At 71.8% G+C, this 16,862-nt stretch carries 14 protein-coding genes, 1 tRNA gene and 2 pseudogenes; 12 read left to right on the plus strand and 5 right to left on the minus strand.

Features of this window, described 5'->3' with window-relative positions; genetic code table 11:
- A pseudogene (locus MKK60_RS24710) lies at positions 1–812 on the plus strand (hypothetical protein); the annotation flags it as partial.
- Positions 813–1,074: 262 nt separating this feature from the next.
- On the opposite strand, the pseudogene MKK60_RS24715 reads toward MKK60_RS24710, so the two are convergent.
- Together MKK60_RS24715 and MKK60_RS24720 are read right to left on the minus strand one after the other, a co-directional pair.
- Positions 1,075–1,263, minus strand: a pseudogene (locus MKK60_RS24715) (IS5/IS1182 family transposase); the annotation flags it as partial.
- A 230-nt stretch (positions 1,264–1,493) separates the two neighbouring features.
- Positions 1,494–1,568: transfer RNA gene (locus MKK60_RS24720), tRNA-Thr, on the minus strand.
- Positions 1,569–1,843: 275 nt separating this feature from the next.
- Between MKK60_RS24720 and MKK60_RS24725 the strand changes: the two genes are divergently transcribed.
- Complete coding sequence (locus tag MKK60_RS24725; RefSeq protein WP_147858906.1) at positions 1,844–2,110, plus strand: hypothetical protein; 267 nt, start codon at positions 1,844–1,846, stop codon at positions 2,108–2,110.
- A 189-nt stretch (positions 2,111–2,299) separates the two neighbouring features.
- Complete coding sequence (locus tag MKK60_RS24730) at positions 2,300–2,464, plus strand: hypothetical protein (protein WP_243988912.1); 165 nt, start codon at positions 2,300–2,302, stop codon at positions 2,462–2,464.
- 6 nt (positions 2,465–2,470) lie between these two features.
- On the opposite strand, the gene MKK60_RS24735 is transcribed toward MKK60_RS24730, so the two are convergent.
- From MKK60_RS24735 to MKK60_RS28550, 3 genes are all read right to left on the minus strand, one after another.
- A complete protein-coding gene (locus MKK60_RS24735) occupies positions 2,471–2,680 on the minus strand; it encodes a hypothetical protein (RefSeq protein WP_243988913.1) in 210 nt (69 codons plus the stop codon).
- A 68-nt stretch (positions 2,681–2,748) separates the two neighbouring features.
- Complete coding sequence (locus MKK60_RS24740) at positions 2,749–3,111, minus strand: hypothetical protein (protein ID WP_147726540.1); 363 nt, start codon at positions 3,109–3,111, stop codon at positions 2,749–2,751.
- Positions 3,112–3,300: 189 nt separating this feature from the next.
- Positions 3,301–6,504: an autotransporter serine protease gene (locus tag MKK60_RS28550; RefSeq protein WP_279604244.1), complete on the minus strand. Its 3,204-nt coding sequence runs from the start codon at positions 6,502–6,504 to the stop codon at positions 3,301–3,303.
- A 531-nt stretch (positions 6,505–7,035) separates the two neighbouring features.
- On the opposite strand from MKK60_RS28550, the gene MKK60_RS24760 reads away from it, so the two are divergent.
- The 9 genes from MKK60_RS24760 to MKK60_RS24800 all read left to right on the plus strand — a co-directional run bounded on the left by MKK60_RS24760 (position 7,036) and on the right by MKK60_RS24800 (position 16,849).
- Entirely contained in the window at positions 7,036–8,409 is a 1,374-nt protein-coding gene (locus tag MKK60_RS24760; RefSeq protein WP_147726542.1) for an ABC1 kinase family protein, read from the plus strand.
- 187 nt (positions 8,410–8,596) lie between these two features.
- Positions 8,597–8,890: an aa3-type cytochrome c oxidase subunit IV gene (locus MKK60_RS24765; protein WP_147726543.1), complete on the plus strand. Its 294-nt coding sequence runs from the start codon at positions 8,597–8,599 to the stop codon at positions 8,888–8,890.
- Between the two features lie 156 nt (positions 8,891–9,046).
- A complete protein-coding gene (locus MKK60_RS24770; protein WP_243938380.1) occupies positions 9,047–10,300 on the plus strand; it encodes a Re/Si-specific NAD(P)(+) transhydrogenase subunit alpha in 1,254 nt (417 codons plus the stop codon).
- 22 nt (positions 10,301–10,322) lie between these two features.
- Positions 10,323–10,772, plus strand: a complete 450-nt coding sequence (locus MKK60_RS24775; RefSeq protein ID WP_147726547.1) for an NAD(P) transhydrogenase subunit alpha — start codon at positions 10,323–10,325, stop codon at positions 10,770–10,772.
- A gap of 3 nt (positions 10,773–10,775) precedes the next feature.
- Complete coding sequence (locus MKK60_RS24780; protein WP_147843035.1) at positions 10,776–12,173, plus strand: NAD(P)(+) transhydrogenase (Re/Si-specific) subunit beta; 1,398 nt, start codon at positions 10,776–10,778, stop codon at positions 12,171–12,173.
- A gap of 267 nt (positions 12,174–12,440) precedes the next feature.
- Complete coding sequence (locus MKK60_RS24785) at positions 12,441–14,093, plus strand: sensor histidine kinase (protein WP_243950900.1); 1,653 nt, start codon at positions 12,441–12,443, stop codon at positions 14,091–14,093.
- Between the two features lie 46 nt (positions 14,094–14,139).
- A complete protein-coding gene (recJ, locus tag MKK60_RS24790; protein WP_409567452.1) occupies positions 14,140–15,957 on the plus strand; it encodes a single-stranded-DNA-specific exonuclease RecJ in 1,818 nt (605 codons plus the stop codon).
- Positions 15,958–16,043: 86 nt separating this feature from the next.
- Positions 16,044–16,328 carry a hypothetical protein gene (locus MKK60_RS24795; RefSeq protein WP_147858908.1) on the plus strand — a complete coding sequence of 95 codons (285 nt, stop codon included), beginning with the start codon at positions 16,044–16,046 and terminating at the stop codon, positions 16,326–16,328.
- Between the two features lie 245 nt (positions 16,329–16,573).
- Complete coding sequence (locus MKK60_RS24800; protein ID WP_243988914.1) at positions 16,574–16,849, plus strand: hypothetical protein; 276 nt, start codon at positions 16,574–16,576, stop codon at positions 16,847–16,849.
- Positions 16,850–16,862: the final 13 nt, after the last annotated feature.

Genomic DNA, 16,862 nt, shown 5'->3' on the forward strand with positions numbered 1-16,862 from the left:
ATACCATCAACCTGCAGGCCGACAGCAACGAGACCATCGGCATCACGGGCCAAGGGCTGACCGTGACCGGAGACGCCGGCAACGACGTGGTCAACCTCAATGCCGACACCGCGGCCACGGTTTCGGGCGGCGGCTACGTCGGCCTCTGCGGCAACGGCGCGACCCTCAAGACCGACGCCGATCAGGCCTTCACCATCAACACCGCCCCGAACGTCAAGAACGACACCATCTACGCCGACAACTCGACCATCAACCTCGCCCCGGGCTGGTCTGGCAGCATCTACGGCCTGGGCCTGACCATCAACATGAGCCCCGACAGCGGCTCGGACGTCACGGTCTACGGCTTCGACGATCAGGTCACCGGCAGCCGGGGCGACACCCTGCAGGCCGACGCCTACGATCCGAACGACACCAGCGACCCCTACGCGCCTTACGAGCCCGGCGATCCGGAGCCCGGAACGCCTTTCGATCCCGGTGATTTCAACCCGTTTGATCCCCTGGATCCCTACGATGACGAACGCGTCGCGACGACGTCGACCAAATCCCCGCCTGCCGCTCCGAGCGCGACCGCGGCGCACGACATCCCCAGCATGCAGGCAGGCGCTTCCGCCACCCTCGCGAGCGATGCACCCTCCGCGATCGACTCCTCGAGCCACATTGCGACGCAGGTGTCGCAACTCGTTTCAGTGATGGCGGCCTTCGGTGGGAGCTCGGCCGGCATTACCAACCTGACGACCGCCACGTCGACGGCGAACACGACGCTGACCGCCGATCCGAGCCAGGCCACGCACGCGTTCCGCCACGCAGCCTGACATCTCCCCGGTCCGGGGGGGGCGCCCCCGGACCTCACGGGGGTGAGGACGGGCCCGACGGCGAGCGCGGCATCGTCCAGCAGACGGCCCCGTTCCGGTCCGCCTGCGCGCCAGGATGGTCGATCATGGCCCCGTCCCTGCGCGTATGGTCCCCATCGGAAGTTCGGTCGCGCATTGTGGACCGATGCCTTCGTGTGGAGGATGTCCACACGGAGGCTCTCGCTGGGCCGAGGTCCCAAGCCTCCCCCACTCGGTCGCGGACTCATAAAGCTCGCAGCCTGACCCGGACGGCAGCGCGTTTGACGCTGGCGAGGGAGTTGTCGGGATCCGTGTCGTAGCGCGTGGCGACGGCGCGGGCGTGCTTGATCTTGCCGAGGAAGCGCTCGACCCGGTTGCGGTACTCCTACGGGAACGGGCTGAAGGCCAGGACCTGCTTGCGGTTGGGCATCGGCACCGACCGTCACGAGGACCGGTCGGGCACCGATATGGAGCATGACCCGCGTCCCCTTCACGCGCGCAGCGAGATCCCGCGGTGGACGCTGCCGCAGGTGATCGGTCCCGGTCTTCGGATCCTTCCAGGGACGGGCCATGCGAAGCGCCCTGTGTGAGACCGCTGTGCGAGAGTCAGCAGTCCCTAAGTCCTTGTCAAACCATAACGTCTTGCGCGGAAAGGCGAAAGGCTGGTGCCGGTGGAGAGGATCGAACTCCCGACCTTCGGTTTACAAAACCGCTGCACTACCGCTGTGCTACACCGGCGGGCATTCCGAAACCCTTGACAGACTTGAGGGTTCTGGCGCGTCAGGGGCGTCTTTGACTACGTTTGACGGCGCTTCGTCAAGGCACGGGATGCGGCGCGGTCCCCGTCGCGATCCACCCCGCCCGCCGGCCGCGACGCGCGACTCGTCGTCGACTCCCCGTTCGTCGAAGCCCGCACATCGCTCGTTGCCGGACCGTCGGTCGCGGCGGCTGGCCGGAACAGTGCCCTGCGTGCCGCGATTGGTCCGTCGCCGCGACGAGGAACGGAGGGCGCGATGCCGAAACGGAACAGCAAGGCGTGGGCGCTCGGCGTGACGGCTGCGGCCCTCGCCTGGAGCGGCGCCGCCCTCGCGCTCTCGGGCGCGGCCCCGACGCCGCCGGGCGGGCAGCTCCCGGCGACGGCACCCGGGGGCACCGAGGGCATCGCCGGCCCGCGCAACGTGGATGAGGCGATCCGCAGCGGGAATGCCTACGCGGTCCGACCCGATGGCTCTCGCAAGGTCCACCGGCGACAGCCGAGCGTCGATCCCTCCCGTCGATAGCCGGGTGGCCGACCGGCCTCGTGGTTCCGGTGGCGGTCGGCGATCCCGACGGTTGCCCCGGGGCGCCTCCGTCGGCGGAGCACTCGACGACGGAATGGAACTTGGCGAGGGAGCAGAGCTTGGCGAGGGAGCAGGGAACGAGGGCGCTGCTCGCCGCTTTGCCCGCCGACACATCCTGGGAGCGAGACGATGAGCGACGCCGACACCCCGCGACCGGGCGACGATCCGGCGCCGATCGGAGACCCGTCGCCGGGCCCCCAGGAGCCGACCGGCGATCCGATGCCCGACCTCGGCCCGGTGCCGCCGATGGACGACGCGGCCGCGATCGCGCAGACCGAGGAGCAGCCGAGCTAGCGGCTCTCAGTCGACCCGCTTCCGGTATCGGTTGCCGGTCGCGTCGGTGAGGATGATCGCGGCCGTGGTCGCGGGATCGGCCGCGATGGCGGCCGGCGCGGGAATGGCGTCGGCGCGGCGCATCGATTGCGCCTGATCCATCGCAACGACGCCGAGCGCCGCCACGGTGATCGCGGACCACAATCCGGCTACGGCAACGGTGGGGATCTTCGGCACGCTGGAACCCTTACGATGGATCGTAGGATGCCGGTGATCGGTTAATGAGGCCGATCCACGGCGGGCGCTCAGTCCAAAAAGACGCGGACCCCGTCGGTGTTGAGGATGTCGCGCTGGTCGGCGCACCAGCGCTCGGCGCCGACCTCCGCGATCTCCCGGGCGAGGCGCTGCCCTTCCTCGTCGATCGCGGCCTGCGCCTGCCGGTGGCCGATCGCCTTGTCGAGGGTGGGACGAACCGTCCGGAGCAGCCCGTCCGACACCGTGTCGTCGATCGTGTAGGTCTTCCGGCAGTACAGCGTGATGCCGGCCTGCGCCCCGACGATGCGCACCATCCCCTGGACCATCTCGGCCTCCTCCTCGGCCGGGGACGGCGCGGCGAGACAGGGGCCGGCGCAGAGGATCAGGGCGAAGGCAACGCGTGCGTAGGTCATCGGCGGATCCATGGCCGACGACCCTCCCTCGGCGTCGCGGCAACGTCTCAACACCCGAGGGCAACGCTCGGCTCCGTCGGCCGCTTGCGCGAGCGCCGTGACCCGACTCCGCGCGCGCCGCCGGCCGAGGCGTCCCTTGCGTCGCGGCGGGGCCCGGCCGTGGATCGTCGGCCGGGCCCGGGCGGCGTATCAGAAGCGATAGGTGAAGTTGCCCTTCGCCGCATGGTCCTCGGCGCGGGACCCGACCTGCCCGGTATAGGCGATGCCGATCGTGGCGTTGGCCGAGACCCGCAGGTCGAGCCCGGCCTCGGCGACGAGGGCGTCGCGGTCGATCGGGATGCCGGCGGTCAGGAAGCTCGGTCCGGTGCCGAAGGCGAGCAGCGCCTTGGGCACGACGTCGCCGAAGGCGCGGCGGTAGCCGATCAGGCCATGGGCCGAGACCGGCGTCCCGAACCCGAGGTCGAGGCTCGTCTGCGCCCGGACGCCGGCGGTGGCCGCCCCGAGGTCGTAATCGCGGGCGAAGCTCGTGAGCGCCGCGAGGCCCCCGGTCTCCACGAAGCGGTCGCGCCCGATCGAGACGTAGGCGCCCCCGACGAACGGCTCGATGTAGCTGAGAGCCTGGACCGCCGGCGCGACGGGATCCTTCGAGACCAGCGCCGAGCGGCCCTCGCCGAGGAAGATCCGGTAGCCGATCTCGCCGAAACCCTGGATCGTCGAGCCCCCGGTGCGGGCGCTCGGCGTGTCGGTCAGCCCGGCGAACAGAGCGGTGCGGCGCGTGCGCGCCGAATTGTCGGCGTAGACCGCACCCAGCCGCAGCGCGACCGGGCCGAGCTCGTAGCCGCCGTAGACGCCGCCGAAGCCGCTCTCGATCGTCGCCGATTGCAGGCGGCCGGCCGTGTCGAGGCTGGTCGTGGTGTAGCCGCCGGCCACGCCGACCCGGATGCCGTTCTGAAGGCGCACGTCGCCGCCGAGCACGAAGCCCGAGGTCTGGCGGTTGAGCCCGGCGGCGTTGCCGTCGGTCCGCGCCTGCCCGAAGGCGCCGAAGCCCTGGCCCCAGAACCCGGCGACCCGCGGATCGATCACCTGCATCGGCACCGGCGACGGCGCGACGCGGCGCCCCGGCAGGTCCGCCGTGTAGGTGGCGGGCAGGGTGCCGTAGCTCAGGCTCTCGGGCGCCCCGGGGGTGGAGCCCCAGCGCATCCGGTCGAGGATCGCCTCGCGGACGAAGAACGCGGTCTCGAACTCGGCCGAGACCGTGCTCGCGTGGATGTCGCCGGCCAGCGACCCGAAGGCGCTGCGCGCCGCCTCCGGGTTTGTGGTCACGAGGATGGTCTCGTAGAGGCGGTTGCCGGCGCCGAGGCCTTCGATGCCGGCACCGACCGCGGACTGGTTGCGCGTCGTGCCGACCGAGGCGAAGGTCGTCGCGTTGCGCGACACCGAAAGGTCGACGGCGTTGGCGCCGTAGGCGAGGTCGGTCCCGATGAAGGTGTAGCTCGGGGTCGCGAGGTCGAAGCGCCCGGCGACGCCGCCGGCCGCGGTCAGGATGGTGTAGCGCTGCCCGAGCAGGCTCCGGGCTTCGGCCGCGCTGAGCGGCGCGGCGGCGTTCTCCAGCGACACCGAGACGGTGCCGCCGGCGATCTGCGCCGTGCCGGCCGCCGCGATCCGGTCGCTGCGCCCGCCCGGCGCGACCTCGACGGCGTAGAGCGAGCCGGCCGCGAAGGTCGCGTTGCCGGCGACCGTCAGCGTCCCGATGCTGTTGCCCGGCGCGACCGTTCCGCCGCCGCGGACGTTGAGGGCGCCGACGCTGCCGCCGCCGCCGAGGGTGCCGCCCGCGTTGACGTTGGCCGTCGAGGTGATGGAGCCGTTGACCGCGAGGAGGCCGCCGTTCACCTCGGTGGTGCCGGTATAGGTGCTGGCCCCGGTCAGCTCGAGCACGCCGCCGCCGGACTTCGTCAGGCCGCCCTGGTAGGTGCGCGCGAGAAAGGCCTGGTCGCGGGCGACCCGCCATCCGTACTCGGCCTGCTCGTCGGGCGTCGCCGTCGCGGGCAGCCCGTTCGTCCAGCCGCGCGCCGCCTTCGTCTGCTCCCAGGCCGCGTGCTCGGCGCTGTCCTCGACGAAGCGCTGGCGCAGGGCCGCGTCGGAGATGTTGTTCGACCAGGTGTCGGCGACGCCGGCGCCGAGGTTGGCGTCGAAGCGGCCGAGGAACTCGCCCGGGCCGTTCATCGCGCGGCCGAGGTCGATCTTGCCCCAGCCGAAGACCTCGTTCGGCACGTCGGCGGGGCCGGTCCCGAGATGGGTGGCGGTGGTCAGCAGCACGTCGCGCGCCTGCTCGTTGGTCATGTAGGCGTAGCGCTCCATCACCAGCGCCAGGGCGCCGGAGACGTGCGGGGCCGACATCGAGGTGCCGCTCTTCACCCCGTAGCCGGCCTCGCCGGTCGTGAGGTTGACCACCGTCGAGGTGATGCTGCGGCCGGGCGCGGCGATGCACCAGTACTTGGCGACGCCGCAGCGGTTGAACTGGGTCTGGTCGGCGGCATTCAGGCCCGACGCGGCGATCCAGTCCTTCTCGAGGTCCGGCTGGAAGTAGGGCAGCGCCGCGCGGATGGTCGGGTTGTTGACCCCGGCGTTTCCGGCGGCGACGACCTGGATCACGCCGGCGCGGCCCGCATCCGCGATGGCGTTGAGCCAGCTGAGCTGGCGCGTGAAGGGGGCGTAGGCGGCCGTGAGGCCGGCCAGCGTGTTGTAGTTGTCGCGCGGCGGCGGGCTGCCCCAGCTGCTGTTGATCAGCCGTGCGCCCTGCGCGACGAGGTTGCCGTAGGCGCCCTTGAAGTAGGCGTAGTCCGCGTTCGGGCCGTAGATCGACGAGTCGGTGCCGTTGGTGTTGGTCGCGATCAGCTGGGCGCCGAAGGCGACGCCGTGGGTGCCGGTGCCGTCGCGGTTGGCGACGATGGTGCCGTCGACGTGGGTGCCGTGGTCGTCGTTGACGCCGCGCACCCAGGTGCCGGGCACCGAATAGGGCTGGCCGGCGGTGAAGAAGTCCGAGCGCGTCGTGCCGCTGTCGTAGCGGAAGCTGCTCGAGGAATAGCTGCCGGTGTTGGTGATCGCCCGAGCGCGACCGGCGAATTCCGGATGCGTCCCGAGGAACCCCGAATCCACCGAGCCGACCAGGACGCCCCTGCCGGTGATGCCGCGGGCATAGGCTTGGTCGGCGTTCATCGAGGCCTTGCCGTAATCGGCGAGGTATTCCGGGGTGCGCCAGCTTGCCGGGTCGCCGACGCGACCGGGATCCTGGTAGTCGGCCGACTGCGCCGGAGCCGCCGGGGAAACCGTCGCGCACAGGGCATAGGTCAGGCCTGCGACGCCGAGCGCGCGCGGACGAAAGATCAGGGGCATGGATGTCACCGTATTCGAGTGAAGAACTACGGCCGATGGCGGCACGCGAAGGTGCGTGTTCTTTCCGAAGAATGCGATCGACGCATTCCTTCGGGCATTCACGATGTCTTGTCGATGCGCATCGTTCTTGAACTCAGTAACGTATGAGCCTCACGTTTCCGTGACTCAAGCTGGAAACGAATGGAAATCCCGATCGCTCGGGATTGTGGCCGGGCGGCAACATTCGCGCTGTGGAGGAGCGCCCTGCCGGCCCGGCGGGTCGGCGCGGCGACGGCCGGCGGAGGGTGCCGCGACCCAGGGACCCAGCGCCCTGGCGGGAAGCGGCGAAGAGCTTATTTGCGGCCTCACGGAACGATCGTTCCCGGATGCCGCGATCCGCGGACGCGTCCGGACACGCCGGTCCGTCGTGCGTGTCCCGAGGGTCCGGCGTCCGGTTCGTCGAGGGCAAGCACGTCGAAGCAAGATCCGGAGCGCCCTGTCCGACACGGTCGGATCGCGCTCCGCGGTCGGGGAGAGGTGCAGACCCAGCCGATGTCAGAGACCGATCCGGAAGCTAACCGCTTTTCCGCCCGCGCCAGCCGCTACGCCCGCGTCGGCGCCAATGTCGGCGGCGTCGCCGCGCGGATGGCGGGCGCACGCCTGTTCGGCAAGGAGGGCACCACCAACGCGGCGGCGCTCGCCCAGGCGCTCGGCGGCCTCAAGGGCCCGATCATGAAGGTGGCGCAGCTGCTCGCCACCGTGCCCGACCTGCTGCCGCCCGAATACGCGGCCGAGCTGCAGAAGCTGCAATCGGATGCGCCGCCGATGGGCGCGGCCTTCGTCAAGCGCCGGATGCAGGCCGAGCTCGGGGTCGGCTGGCAGGCGCGGTTCGAGCGCTTCGACCTGAAGCCCGCCGCCGCCGCCTCGCTCGGCCAGGTCCATCGCGCCACCGCGCTCGACGGCACGGCGCTCGCCTGCAAGCTGCAGTACCCGGACATGCAGTCGGCGGTGGAAGCCGACCTGAAGCAGCTCGAGGTCGCCTTCGCCCTGCACCGGCGGATGAATTCCTGGCTCGACACCCGCGAGATCGCCAAGGAGATCGGCGCCCGGGTGCGGGAGGAGCTCGACTACGCCCGCGAGGCCAAGCACGGCGCGCTCTACGGCGCCGTGCTCAAGGACATCGCGCAGGTGCGCGTGCCGGCGATCCACGAGGACCTCTCGACCAAGCGCCTGCTCACGCTCGGCTGGCTCGACGGCGAGCGCATCCTGAGCTTCACCGAGTCGCCGGTCGAGATCCGCAACCGCATCGCCCAGGCGATGTTCAAGGCGTGGTGGCACCCGTTCAGCCGCGCCGCGGTGATCCATGGCGACCCGCATCTCGGCAACTACACCGTGTTCTCGGAGGGCGGCGCGGGGGACCGGGAGCCGCAGGGCATCAACCTGCTCGATTACGGCTGCGTGCGGATCTTCCATCCGCGCTTCGTCGGCGGCGTGGTCGACCTCTACCGCGGCCTCCTCACCGACGACATGGCCCGGATCGTCCACGCCTACGAGGTCTGGGGCTTCAAGGACCTCGACAAGGAGAAGATCGAGATCCTCAACATCTGGGCGCGGTTCATCTACGGGCCGCTGCTGGAGGACCGCACCCGCACCGTCGCCGACGGGGTGAAGCCGGGCGAATACGGCCGGCGCCAGGCCTTCGAGGTGCACCAGGCCCTCAAGGCGCGGGGCCCGGTGACGGTGCCGCAGGAATTCGTGTTCATGGACCGGGCCGCCGTCGGCCTGGGCGCGGTGTTCCTGCACCTCAAGTCCGAGCTGAACTACCACCGCCTGTTCGAGGCCGAGATCGAGCGCTTCAGCCTCGACGCCCTCGCCGCGCGGCAGGCCGAGGCGCTCGGCGCGGTGGGGCTGGCCCTGCCGGCCTGACCGGGGCGGCGGGCCGCGGAGGCGGCCTTCGCCGGCTCACGATCGCGTGTTCGGCGGGTGTTTTGTGCGCAAGTGAATTGAGGCCCAAGCGAAGCCGTGCGATGCCGGTTGCGGCCGATTGCGGCAGCAATAAGCTTGGGCTAAACCCGCACCCATCGAGAGTGGTAGCGTCGAGGACGAGCGCACGATGGCCGATACGAAGGGCGTTTCCGGGGTGGCCTACAGCCCCGCGATGGACGCGAAGACGCACGAGCAGACCTATCGGGGATTCGTCCGCTTCGTCGAGATCGCCACCGGGGTGGTGATCTGCTGGGTGCTCGCGCTGGCGGTCGGCGGCATCCGCGAGGCGTGGCTCACGGCGATCCTCGGCGTCGTCCTGTCGAGTGCGGCCGGCGCGCTCGGCGCCTTCGCTCCGAACATCGGCTGGCGCGCGCCTTGCGTCGTGGCCATCCTGATGGCGCTCTACCTCGCCTTCGCCTGAACGCTCGTCCTCTCCCTGAGCCTGGGACGGTCCGCGCCCCGCGCCCGGGCCTGCCATTACAATCGTAACGCTTCCGTCAGTCCGTCCGTTCAACCCGCCTCGAAAAGCCGTTCCATTTCGCGCATTCGGGAGCGGTCCATCGAGGGGAAATCCTGAATGCGCATCGCTGTCCTGTCGGAGACCGATTCCGCGGAACCGCGGGTCGCGGCGGTGCCCGAGACGGTCAAGAAGTTCCTGGCGCTCGGCGCGGACGTGACCGTGCAGTCGGGCGCCGGGCTGAAGGCCGGCATGCCGGATTCCGAGTACGAGGCCGTCGGCGCCTCGGTCGCGGCCTCGGCCGAGGAGGCCGCCCGCGACGCCGACCTGATCCTCAAGGTCCGCCGCCCCGCCGCCGACGAGCTGAAGCTCCTGAAGCGGGGCGCCGTGGTCGTCGCGATCATGGACCCCTACGGCCGCGAGGCCGAGCTGCAGGCGATGGCCGAGGCCGGCGTCGACGGCTTCGCCATGGAACTGATGCCGCGCATCACCCGTGCGCAGGTGATGGACGTGCTCTCGAGCCAGGCCAACCTCGCCGGCTACCGTTCGGTGGTCGACGGTGCCTCCGAGTACGGCCGCGCCATGCCGATGATGATGACGGCGGCCGGCACCGTGCCCGCCGCCCGCGTGTTCGTGATGGGCGTCGGCGTCGCCGGGCTGCAGGCGATCGCCACGGCGCGCCGCATGGGCGCGGTCGTCACCGCCACCGACGTGCGCCCCGCCACCAAGGAGCAGGTCGAGTCGCTCGGCGCGAAGTTCGTCGCCGTCGAGGACGACGAGTTCAAGCAGGCCGAGACCAAGGGCGGCTACGCCAAGGAGATGTCGGCCGAGTACCAGAAGAAGCAGGCCGAGCTGGTCGCGACCCACATCGCCAAGCAGGACATCGTCATCACCACGGCGCTGATCCCCGGGCGCCCGGCGCCGAAGCTCGTCTCGGCGGCGATGGTCGCCTCGATGAAGCCCGGCTCGGTGCTGGTCGACCTCGCGGTCGAGCGCGGCGGCAACGTCGAGGGCGCCAAGCCCGGCGAGGTCGTGGTGAACGATCGCGGCGTGAAGATCGTCGGCCACCTCAACGTCGCCGGCCGCCTCGCGGCGAGCGCCTCGGCGCTCTACGCGCGCAACCTCTACGCCTTCGTCGAGACCCTGGTCGACAAGGAGTCGAAGGCTCTGGCGATCAAGTGGGACGACGAGCTCGTCAAGGCCACGAACCTGACCCACGACGGCGCCGTCGTGCACCCGTCCTTCCAGCCGAAGGCCGACGCGGCGGTCGCCGACCGCCCGCAGGACGCGCCGCAATCCGAGCAGGCCTCGGTCGGTCTGTCGAAGACCGGGGTGTCGCAGTCACCCAGCACACAGGCAACGGGCGCGGCGTAGGCCGGTCGCGAGGAGCATAACGATGGCCAACATCCCCCCCGATCAGGCGGTCGACCAGACCCGCGTCCTCGCCGACACCGCGCGCTCGGCCGCCGCCGCCGCGCGCAACGCCGCCGACCAGGCCCAGGCCATCGCCGACGGCGTCGGCCACGGTCTCAGCGCCGTGACCCACGGCGCGGTCGACGCCACCGTGTTCCAGCTCGCGATCTTCGTGCTCGCGATCTTCGTCGGCTACTACGTGGTGTGGTCGGTGACCCCGGCGCTGCACACGCCGCTGATGTCGGTCACCAACGCGATCTCGTCGGTGATCATCGTCGGCGCGATCCTGGCCGCCGGCGTGCCCCTGATCGAGAAGGGCACCGGCTGGGCCCGCGCTTTCGGGTTCATCGGCATCGTGCTGGCGAGCGTGAACATCTTCGGCGGCTTCCTGGTGACCCAGCGCATGCTCGCCATGTACAAGAAGAAGGCCTGAGACATGTCCCAGAACGTCTCCGCCCTTCTCTACATCGTCTCGGGCGTCCTGTTCATCATGGCGCTGCGGGGGCTCTCGCACCCGACGACGTCGCGGCAGGGCAACCTCTACGGCATGATCGGCATGGCGCTCGCCGTGCTCACCACCCTGGTCGGCCATCCGCCGGCCGGCGCGGCCGCCTGGCTCCTCGTCTTCCTCGGGCTCGCCATCGGCGGCGGCGCGGGTGCGGTCATCGCCAAGCGCGTGCCGATGACGGCGATGCCGCAGCTCGTGGCGGCCTTCCACTCGCTCGTCGGCCTCGCCGCCGTCGCGGGCGCGGCGGCGACCCTCTACGCGCCGCAGGCGGTGGGCATCCTCGAGAACGGCCACATCCACAAGGAGTCGCTGTTCGAGATGGCGCTCGGCGCGGCGATCGGCGCGATCACCTTCACCGGCTCGGTCATCGCCTTCGCCAAGCTCGACGGGCGCATGTCCGGCAAGCCGATCATGCTGCCGAGCCGCCACCTCATCAACATCGGCCTCGCGGTGGCGCTGGTCGTGCTGATCGCGGTGTTCATCGGCGGCGAGAGCAAGGTCGTGTTCTGGCTGATCGTGCTGCTGTCGTTCGCGCTCGGCGGCCTGCTCATCATCCCGATCGGCGGCGCCGACATGCCCGTCGTCGTCTCGATGCTGAACTCGTACTCGGGCTGGGCCGCGGCCGGCATCGGCTTCACGCTCGGCAACCTCGCGCTGATCATCACCGGCGCGCTGGTCGGCTCCTCGGGCGCGATCCTGTCCTATATCATGTGCCACGCGATGAACCGCTCGTTCATCTCGGTGATCCTCGGCGGCTTCGGCGGCGACGCGCCTGCGGCCGGCGGCGGCGAGGTCGAGACCCGGCCGGTCAAGCAGGGCTCGTCGGACGACGCGGCCTACATCATGAAGAACGCCGAGCGGGTCATCATCGTGCCGGGCTACGGCATGGCGGTGGCGCAGGCCCAGCACTCGCTCCGCGAGATGGCCGACCTGCTCAAGAAGGAGGGCGTCGACGTGAAGTACGCCATCCATCCCGTCGCCGGCCGCATGCCCGGTCACATGAACGTGCTGCTCGCCGAAGCCAACGTCCCCTACGACGAGGTGTTCGAGCTGGAGGACATCAACGGCGAGTTCCCGCAGGCCGACGTGGCCTTCGTGATCGGCGCCAACGACGTCACCAACCCGGCCGCCAAGACCGACAAGACCTCGCCGATCTACGGCATGCCGATCCTCGACGTGGAGCGGGCCAAGACCGTTCTGTTCATCAAGCGCGGCATGGGCTCGGGCTACGCCGGCGTCGAGAACGAGGTGTTCTTCCGCGACAACACGATGATGCTGTTCGGCGACGCCAAGAAGGTCGTCGACCAGATCCTCAAGAACCTCTGATCCGGGCTTCCCGGGGTCGGGGTCGAAGGGCGGGCAGCGATGCCCGCCCTTTTTGCGTCGCGCAGCCCCCGCGTCCTCGGCTGCGGCCCGCGGGAATGGCGCCGGAGCGTCCTCAAGCGAGGCGGATCCCGGCTCGCGTGAAGAAAACGCGCGCTCTCAGCGCGATGGAGCATCGTCCGTGATCCCTGGATCACGGACGATGCTCCAGGCATGACAGACGTCGAGCGGGGCCCTACAACGCGCAACGCCGACCGCCGATCCGGCGCGATGGATCTCCAACCCGGGGCTGGCATGTCGCCCGAGACTTCCGATCCCGATCGACTGGCCGAGTTGGAAGCGTTCGCCGTCCTCGACACGGCACCCGAGGAAGCCTTCGACGACGCGGTGCAGATCGCCCGCACGATCTGCCTCGCCCCCGTGGCCCTGGTCAGCCTCGTCGCCGCCGACCGGCAGTGGTTCAAGGCCCGCGTCGGCTTCCCGCGCTGCGAGACCGACCTGAACGCGTCGGTCTGCAAGTACGCGCTCGGCGAGCCCGATCTCCTCGTCATCCCCGACCTGACGCTGGACCCGCGCACCCGCGACAACCCGCTGGTGACCGGCGATCCGCGGATCCGCTTCTATGCCGGGGCGCCGCTGCGCACGACGAGCGGCAGGGCGCTGGGCAGCCTCTGCGTGATCGACAACGTGCCCCGGCCCGACGGCCTCACCGAGGAGCAGGCGGACGCGCTGCGGCGGCTCGCGCGGCAGATCATGATCCTGATGCGCGAGCGGCGCCAGCTGGTCCGCCTGCGGGCGGAGGAGCGCCTGACCCGCGCCGCCTCGATCCGCCGGGCGGCCCTGATCGAGCTCGGCGACCACCTGCGCGACGTGGCCTCGGTGGCGGCGATGACCGCCAAGGCGGCGGAGATCGTCGGGCGGACGCTCGACGCGAGCCGGGCCGGCTACGGCGAGATCGACGCCAGCGGGGCGCAGGTCACCGTCCTCGAGGACTGGACCGCGTCCGGCGCCGGCAGCCTCGCCGGGACCCATCGCTTCGCCGATTTCGGCCGGCTGGGCGCCTCGATCGAGCGCGGCGACGCCCTCGTCGTCCGCGCGGTCGCGGACGATCCGCGCACCGCCGCGTTCGCGGCTCCGTTCGCGGCGCTCGCCATCGGCGCGATGCTCGACGTGCCGGTGCGGGAGCGCGGGCGCACGGTGGGGCTGTTCTTCGTCCACGCCGCGGCGCCGCGCGACTGGCTGCCGGAGGAGATCGCCTTCGCCCGCAACGTCGCGGACCGGGTCCAGGTCGGCATCGGCCGCCTGCGGGCCGAGGAGCAGCAGGCGGTGCTCAACCGCGAGCTCAGCCACCGCATGAAGAACACGCTGGCGATGGTGCAGGCCATCGCGATGCAGACCATGCGCAACGCCACCGACCTCGAAGCCGCCCGCGACGCCCTCGCCAACCGGCTGATCGCGCTCGGCAAGGCCCACGACATCCTGCTCGACGGCACCCGCGAGAGCGCCAGCCTGGAGAAGGTCGTCCACGGCGCGCTGACGATCCACGACGACGCCCAGGCGGGCCGCCTGCGGCTGTTCGGGCCGCACGTTCAGGTCGGCTCCAAGGCCGCCCTGTCGCTGTCGCTGATGATCCACGAGCTGGCGACGAACGCCGCCAAGTACGGCGCCCTCTCGACGCCCGCGGGCTTCGTGGTGGTCGACTGGTCGATCGACCCGGAGGGCCGCGAGCCGATGGTCCGGCTGCGCTGGGCCGAGAGCGGCGGGCCGCGGGTCGCGCACCCGACCCGGATGGGGTTCGGCAGCCGCCTGATCGAGCGCGGCCTCGCCGGGGCGATCGGCGGCGAGGTCCGCCTGACCTACCCGCCCGACGGCGTGCTGTGCGAGCTGGCCGTGCCCCTGGCCGGGATGGAGGCCGACGAGTAGCGCCGACGCCCGCACGCGGACCGGGATTTGGCCGCCGTTGCGGTCTATGGTGCGCCCCGTGTCAGTCCTGCTTCCAGAGTCCCGCGCCTTCCTCGGCGTCACCCGGTCCATCCTCGGGCGGCCGTGGCGGGAGCGCTGCGCCGACCCGGCCGCGCAGGCCTACGCCGCGACCATGGTCCAGGCCCATGGCCTGCCGGACCTGCTCGCCCGCGTGCTTGCCGGGCGCGGCGTCCGGCCGGACGGGTCGGAGGCCTACCTGCGCCCGCGCCTGCGCGACCTGATGCCCGACCCCGCCTGCCTCGTCGACATGGAAGCCGCCGCCGATCGCCTCGCGCGGGCGGTGCGGCAGGGCGAGAGCGTCGCGGTGTTCGGCGATTACGACGTCGACGGCGCCGCGAGCGCGGCCCTGCTGGCCGGATACCTGCGCGCGCTCGGCGTGCCGACCCGCATCCACATCCCCGACCGGATCACCGAGGGCTACGGCCCGAACACCGCCGCGGTCGCCGCGCTGGCGGGGGAGGGGGCGACCCTGCTGGTCTGCGTCGATTGCGGCACCAGCGGGCACGGGCCCCTGGCGGAGGCGGCGCGGATCGGCCTCGACGTGCTCGTCCTCGACCACCACGGCGCCCCCGAGCTGCTGCCGCCGGTGCGCGCGCTGGTGAACCCGAACCGCCTCGACGACCTGTCGGGCCTCGGCCATCTCTGCGCCGCGGGCGTCGTGTTCCTGACGCTGGTGGCCCTGGCCCGGACGCTGCGGGCGGAGGGGGCCTTCGCCGCGCGCCCCGAGCCGTCGCTGACCGACGCCCTCGACCTGGTGGCGCTGGCCACCGTCGCCGACGTGGTGCCGCTGACCGGCCTCAACCGCGCCTTCGTGGTCCAGGGGCTGACCGTGATGCGCGCCCGCGGCCGCCACGGCCTCGCGGCGCTCCTCGATGCCGCCGCCCTCGACGGGCCGCCGGAGGCGTGGCACCTCGGCTATCTCCTCGGCCCCCGCATCAACGCTGGCGGGCGCATCGGCGACGCGGGTCTGGGCGCGCGCCTGCTCACCACCGACGACCCCGCCGAGGCCGCCCGCATCGCGGTCGAGCTCGACCGCCTGAATCGCGAGCGCCAGGCGATCGAGGCGCAGGCCGTGGCCGAGGCCGAGGCCGAGATGGACCACGCGCTCGGCCGCGACCCCGATCGCCCGGTACTGGTCGCGGGCAGCGCCGAATGGCATCCGGGCATCGTCGGGCTGATCGCGGCTCGGCTCAAGGAGCGCTTCGGCCGGCCGGCCTTCGCCTTCGCCCTGCGGCCGGACGGGACGGCTACCGGCTCGGGGCGCTCGATCGCCGGCGCCGACCTCGGCCACGCCGTCCGCGCCGCCGTCGCGGCGGGTCTCGCGACGAAGGGCGGCGGCCACGCCATGGCCGCGGGCGTGACCCTCGCCGGCCCCGACCTGACGCGCTTTGCCGCCTTCCTCGCCGCGGACCTGGCGGACGCGGTGGCGCAGGCGCGCGCGGTCGAGGCGCTGCTCGTCGACGGCACGGTCAGCGCCGGCGGCGCCACGGCCGAGACCGTCCGCCTGATCCAGCGCGCCGGCCCGTTCGGGCAGGGGGCGCCGGAGCCGGTCTTCGCCCTGCCGCGCCACCGCATCGTCGATGCCGGCCTCGTCGGCCACGGCCATGTCCGTGCGCGCCTGCGCAGCCGCGACGGGCAGGCGGTCGGCGCGATCAGCTTCCGCAGCGCGCAATCGCCGCTCGGGCAGGCGATCCTGGCGGGCATCGGCTCGGAGTTCCACGTCGCCGGCACGCTCGCCAGCGACCGCTGGCGCGGGGCCGAGCGCGCGCAGGTCCGCATCTGCGACCTGAGCCCCGCCGCGTGATCGCCGCCGCCCCGCGCGATGCCGGTCCGTCCGCTCTCGCGACATCGTTAACGCGGCGTGGAGGCGCGCGGCCCTAAGCTGCGCGCATGCGCTCCTTCCTCCCCGCCGTCGCCCTTCTCCTCGCCGCAGCGCCGGCGCTCGCCGGCGGGGCCGAGGAATTCTTCATGGGCCGCCCGCCCTCGGCCGGCGTGGTGCAGGGCGGCGTCTTCGGGGCGGGCGGCTCGGACTACCTCGGCGAGATGCGCGACGAGCGGTTCGCGGCACCGCGCGCGGTGCGGCCCGCCCGGAGCGCCCGCCGCGTCGTGCACGCCGCGCGCGTCCGGCCCGGCGATGCGTCGCCGGTCGTCGCACGGCCCTACTTCAAGCCCTGACACGGTTCTCGCGCGATCGAAGGGAAGCCGGATCCGGCAAGTCCGCGAAGCCCGGATCCGCCCTCCCGAAGCCACCCGCCGGATCGTCGCGACGCGATCGTCCCGATCCGGCCCAGCGTTTCATCCGCCGTGCCGCGTGGGGCCCATCACGTCGTGAGGGTCAGGGGCGATCCATATGAGCTTCACGCAAGATCAGGCCGTGCCGAATCGGCGGCCTGTATTGCTGGAAGGCGTCTTCTATCCTCATGACGTTGCGTTTCGTTGCCGTCGCGGCCGCTCTCGTCATCGGCGTTTCCGCCCCCGTCTCGTCCGCGCGCGCGTTCAGCTACGAGGCCCCCGTCGACCGCTTCGCGCCGCCGTCCCCCTCTGACGACCTGGCCACGGGTTCGGTCGGGATCGGCGGCGACGGCACGCCGCGCACCGGCGGGTGCGTGCCGAGCTCGGCGAGCGAGGGCGACGCCAACCGGCAGACCCGGCCGGTGAGGCAGTACGGCCAGACCAGCGGCGGCAGCCGTTGCTGAGCGGGACGCGGAC

Origin of the sequence: Methylobacterium sp. J-092 (assembly GCF_022829325.1) — a bacterium.
Lineage (GTDB): Bacteria > Pseudomonadota > Alphaproteobacteria > Rhizobiales > Beijerinckiaceae > Methylobacterium.

Bases quoted from the DNA above. Each gene is read 5' to 3' on its own strand.
- MKK60_RS24725 (WP_147858906.1), top strand. From the start codon at position 1,844: ATGCCGAAACGGAACAGCAAGGCGTGGGCGCTCGGCGTGACGGCTGCG.
- MKK60_RS24730 (WP_243988912.1), top strand. From the start codon at position 2,300: ATGAGCGACGCCGACACCCCGCGACCGGGCGACGATCCGGCGCCGATC.
- MKK60_RS24740 (WP_147726540.1), bottom strand. From the start codon at position 3,111: ATGACCTACGCACGCGTTGCCTTCGCCCTGATCCTCTGCGCCGGCCCC.
- MKK60_RS28550 (WP_279604244.1), bottom strand. From the start codon at position 6,504: ATGCCCCTGATCTTTCGTCCGCGCGCGCTCGGCGTCGCAGGCCTGACC.
- MKK60_RS24760 (WP_147726542.1), top strand. From the start codon at position 7,036: ATGTCAGAGACCGATCCGGAAGCTAACCGCTTTTCCGCCCGCGCCAGC.
- MKK60_RS24765 (WP_147726543.1), top strand. From the start codon at position 8,597: ATGGCCGATACGAAGGGCGTTTCCGGGGTGGCCTACAGCCCCGCGATG.
- MKK60_RS24770 (WP_243938380.1), top strand. From the start codon at position 9,047: ATGCGCATCGCTGTCCTGTCGGAGACCGATTCCGCGGAACCGCGGGTC.
- MKK60_RS24775 (WP_147726547.1), top strand. From the start codon at position 10,323: ATGGCCAACATCCCCCCCGATCAGGCGGTCGACCAGACCCGCGTCCTC.
- MKK60_RS24780 (WP_147843035.1), top strand. From the start codon at position 10,776: ATGTCCCAGAACGTCTCCGCCCTTCTCTACATCGTCTCGGGCGTCCTG.
- MKK60_RS24785 (WP_243950900.1), top strand. From the start codon at position 12,441: ATGGATCTCCAACCCGGGGCTGGCATGTCGCCCGAGACTTCCGATCCC.
- recJ (WP_409567452.1), top strand. From the start codon at position 14,140: ATGGTGCGCCCCGTGTCAGTCCTGCTTCCAGAGTCCCGCGCCTTCCTC.
- MKK60_RS24795 (WP_147858908.1), top strand. From the start codon at position 16,044: ATGCGCTCCTTCCTCCCCGCCGTCGCCCTTCTCCTCGCCGCAGCGCCG.
- MKK60_RS24800 (WP_243988914.1), top strand. From the start codon at position 16,574: ATGACGTTGCGTTTCGTTGCCGTCGCGGCCGCTCTCGTCATCGGCGTT.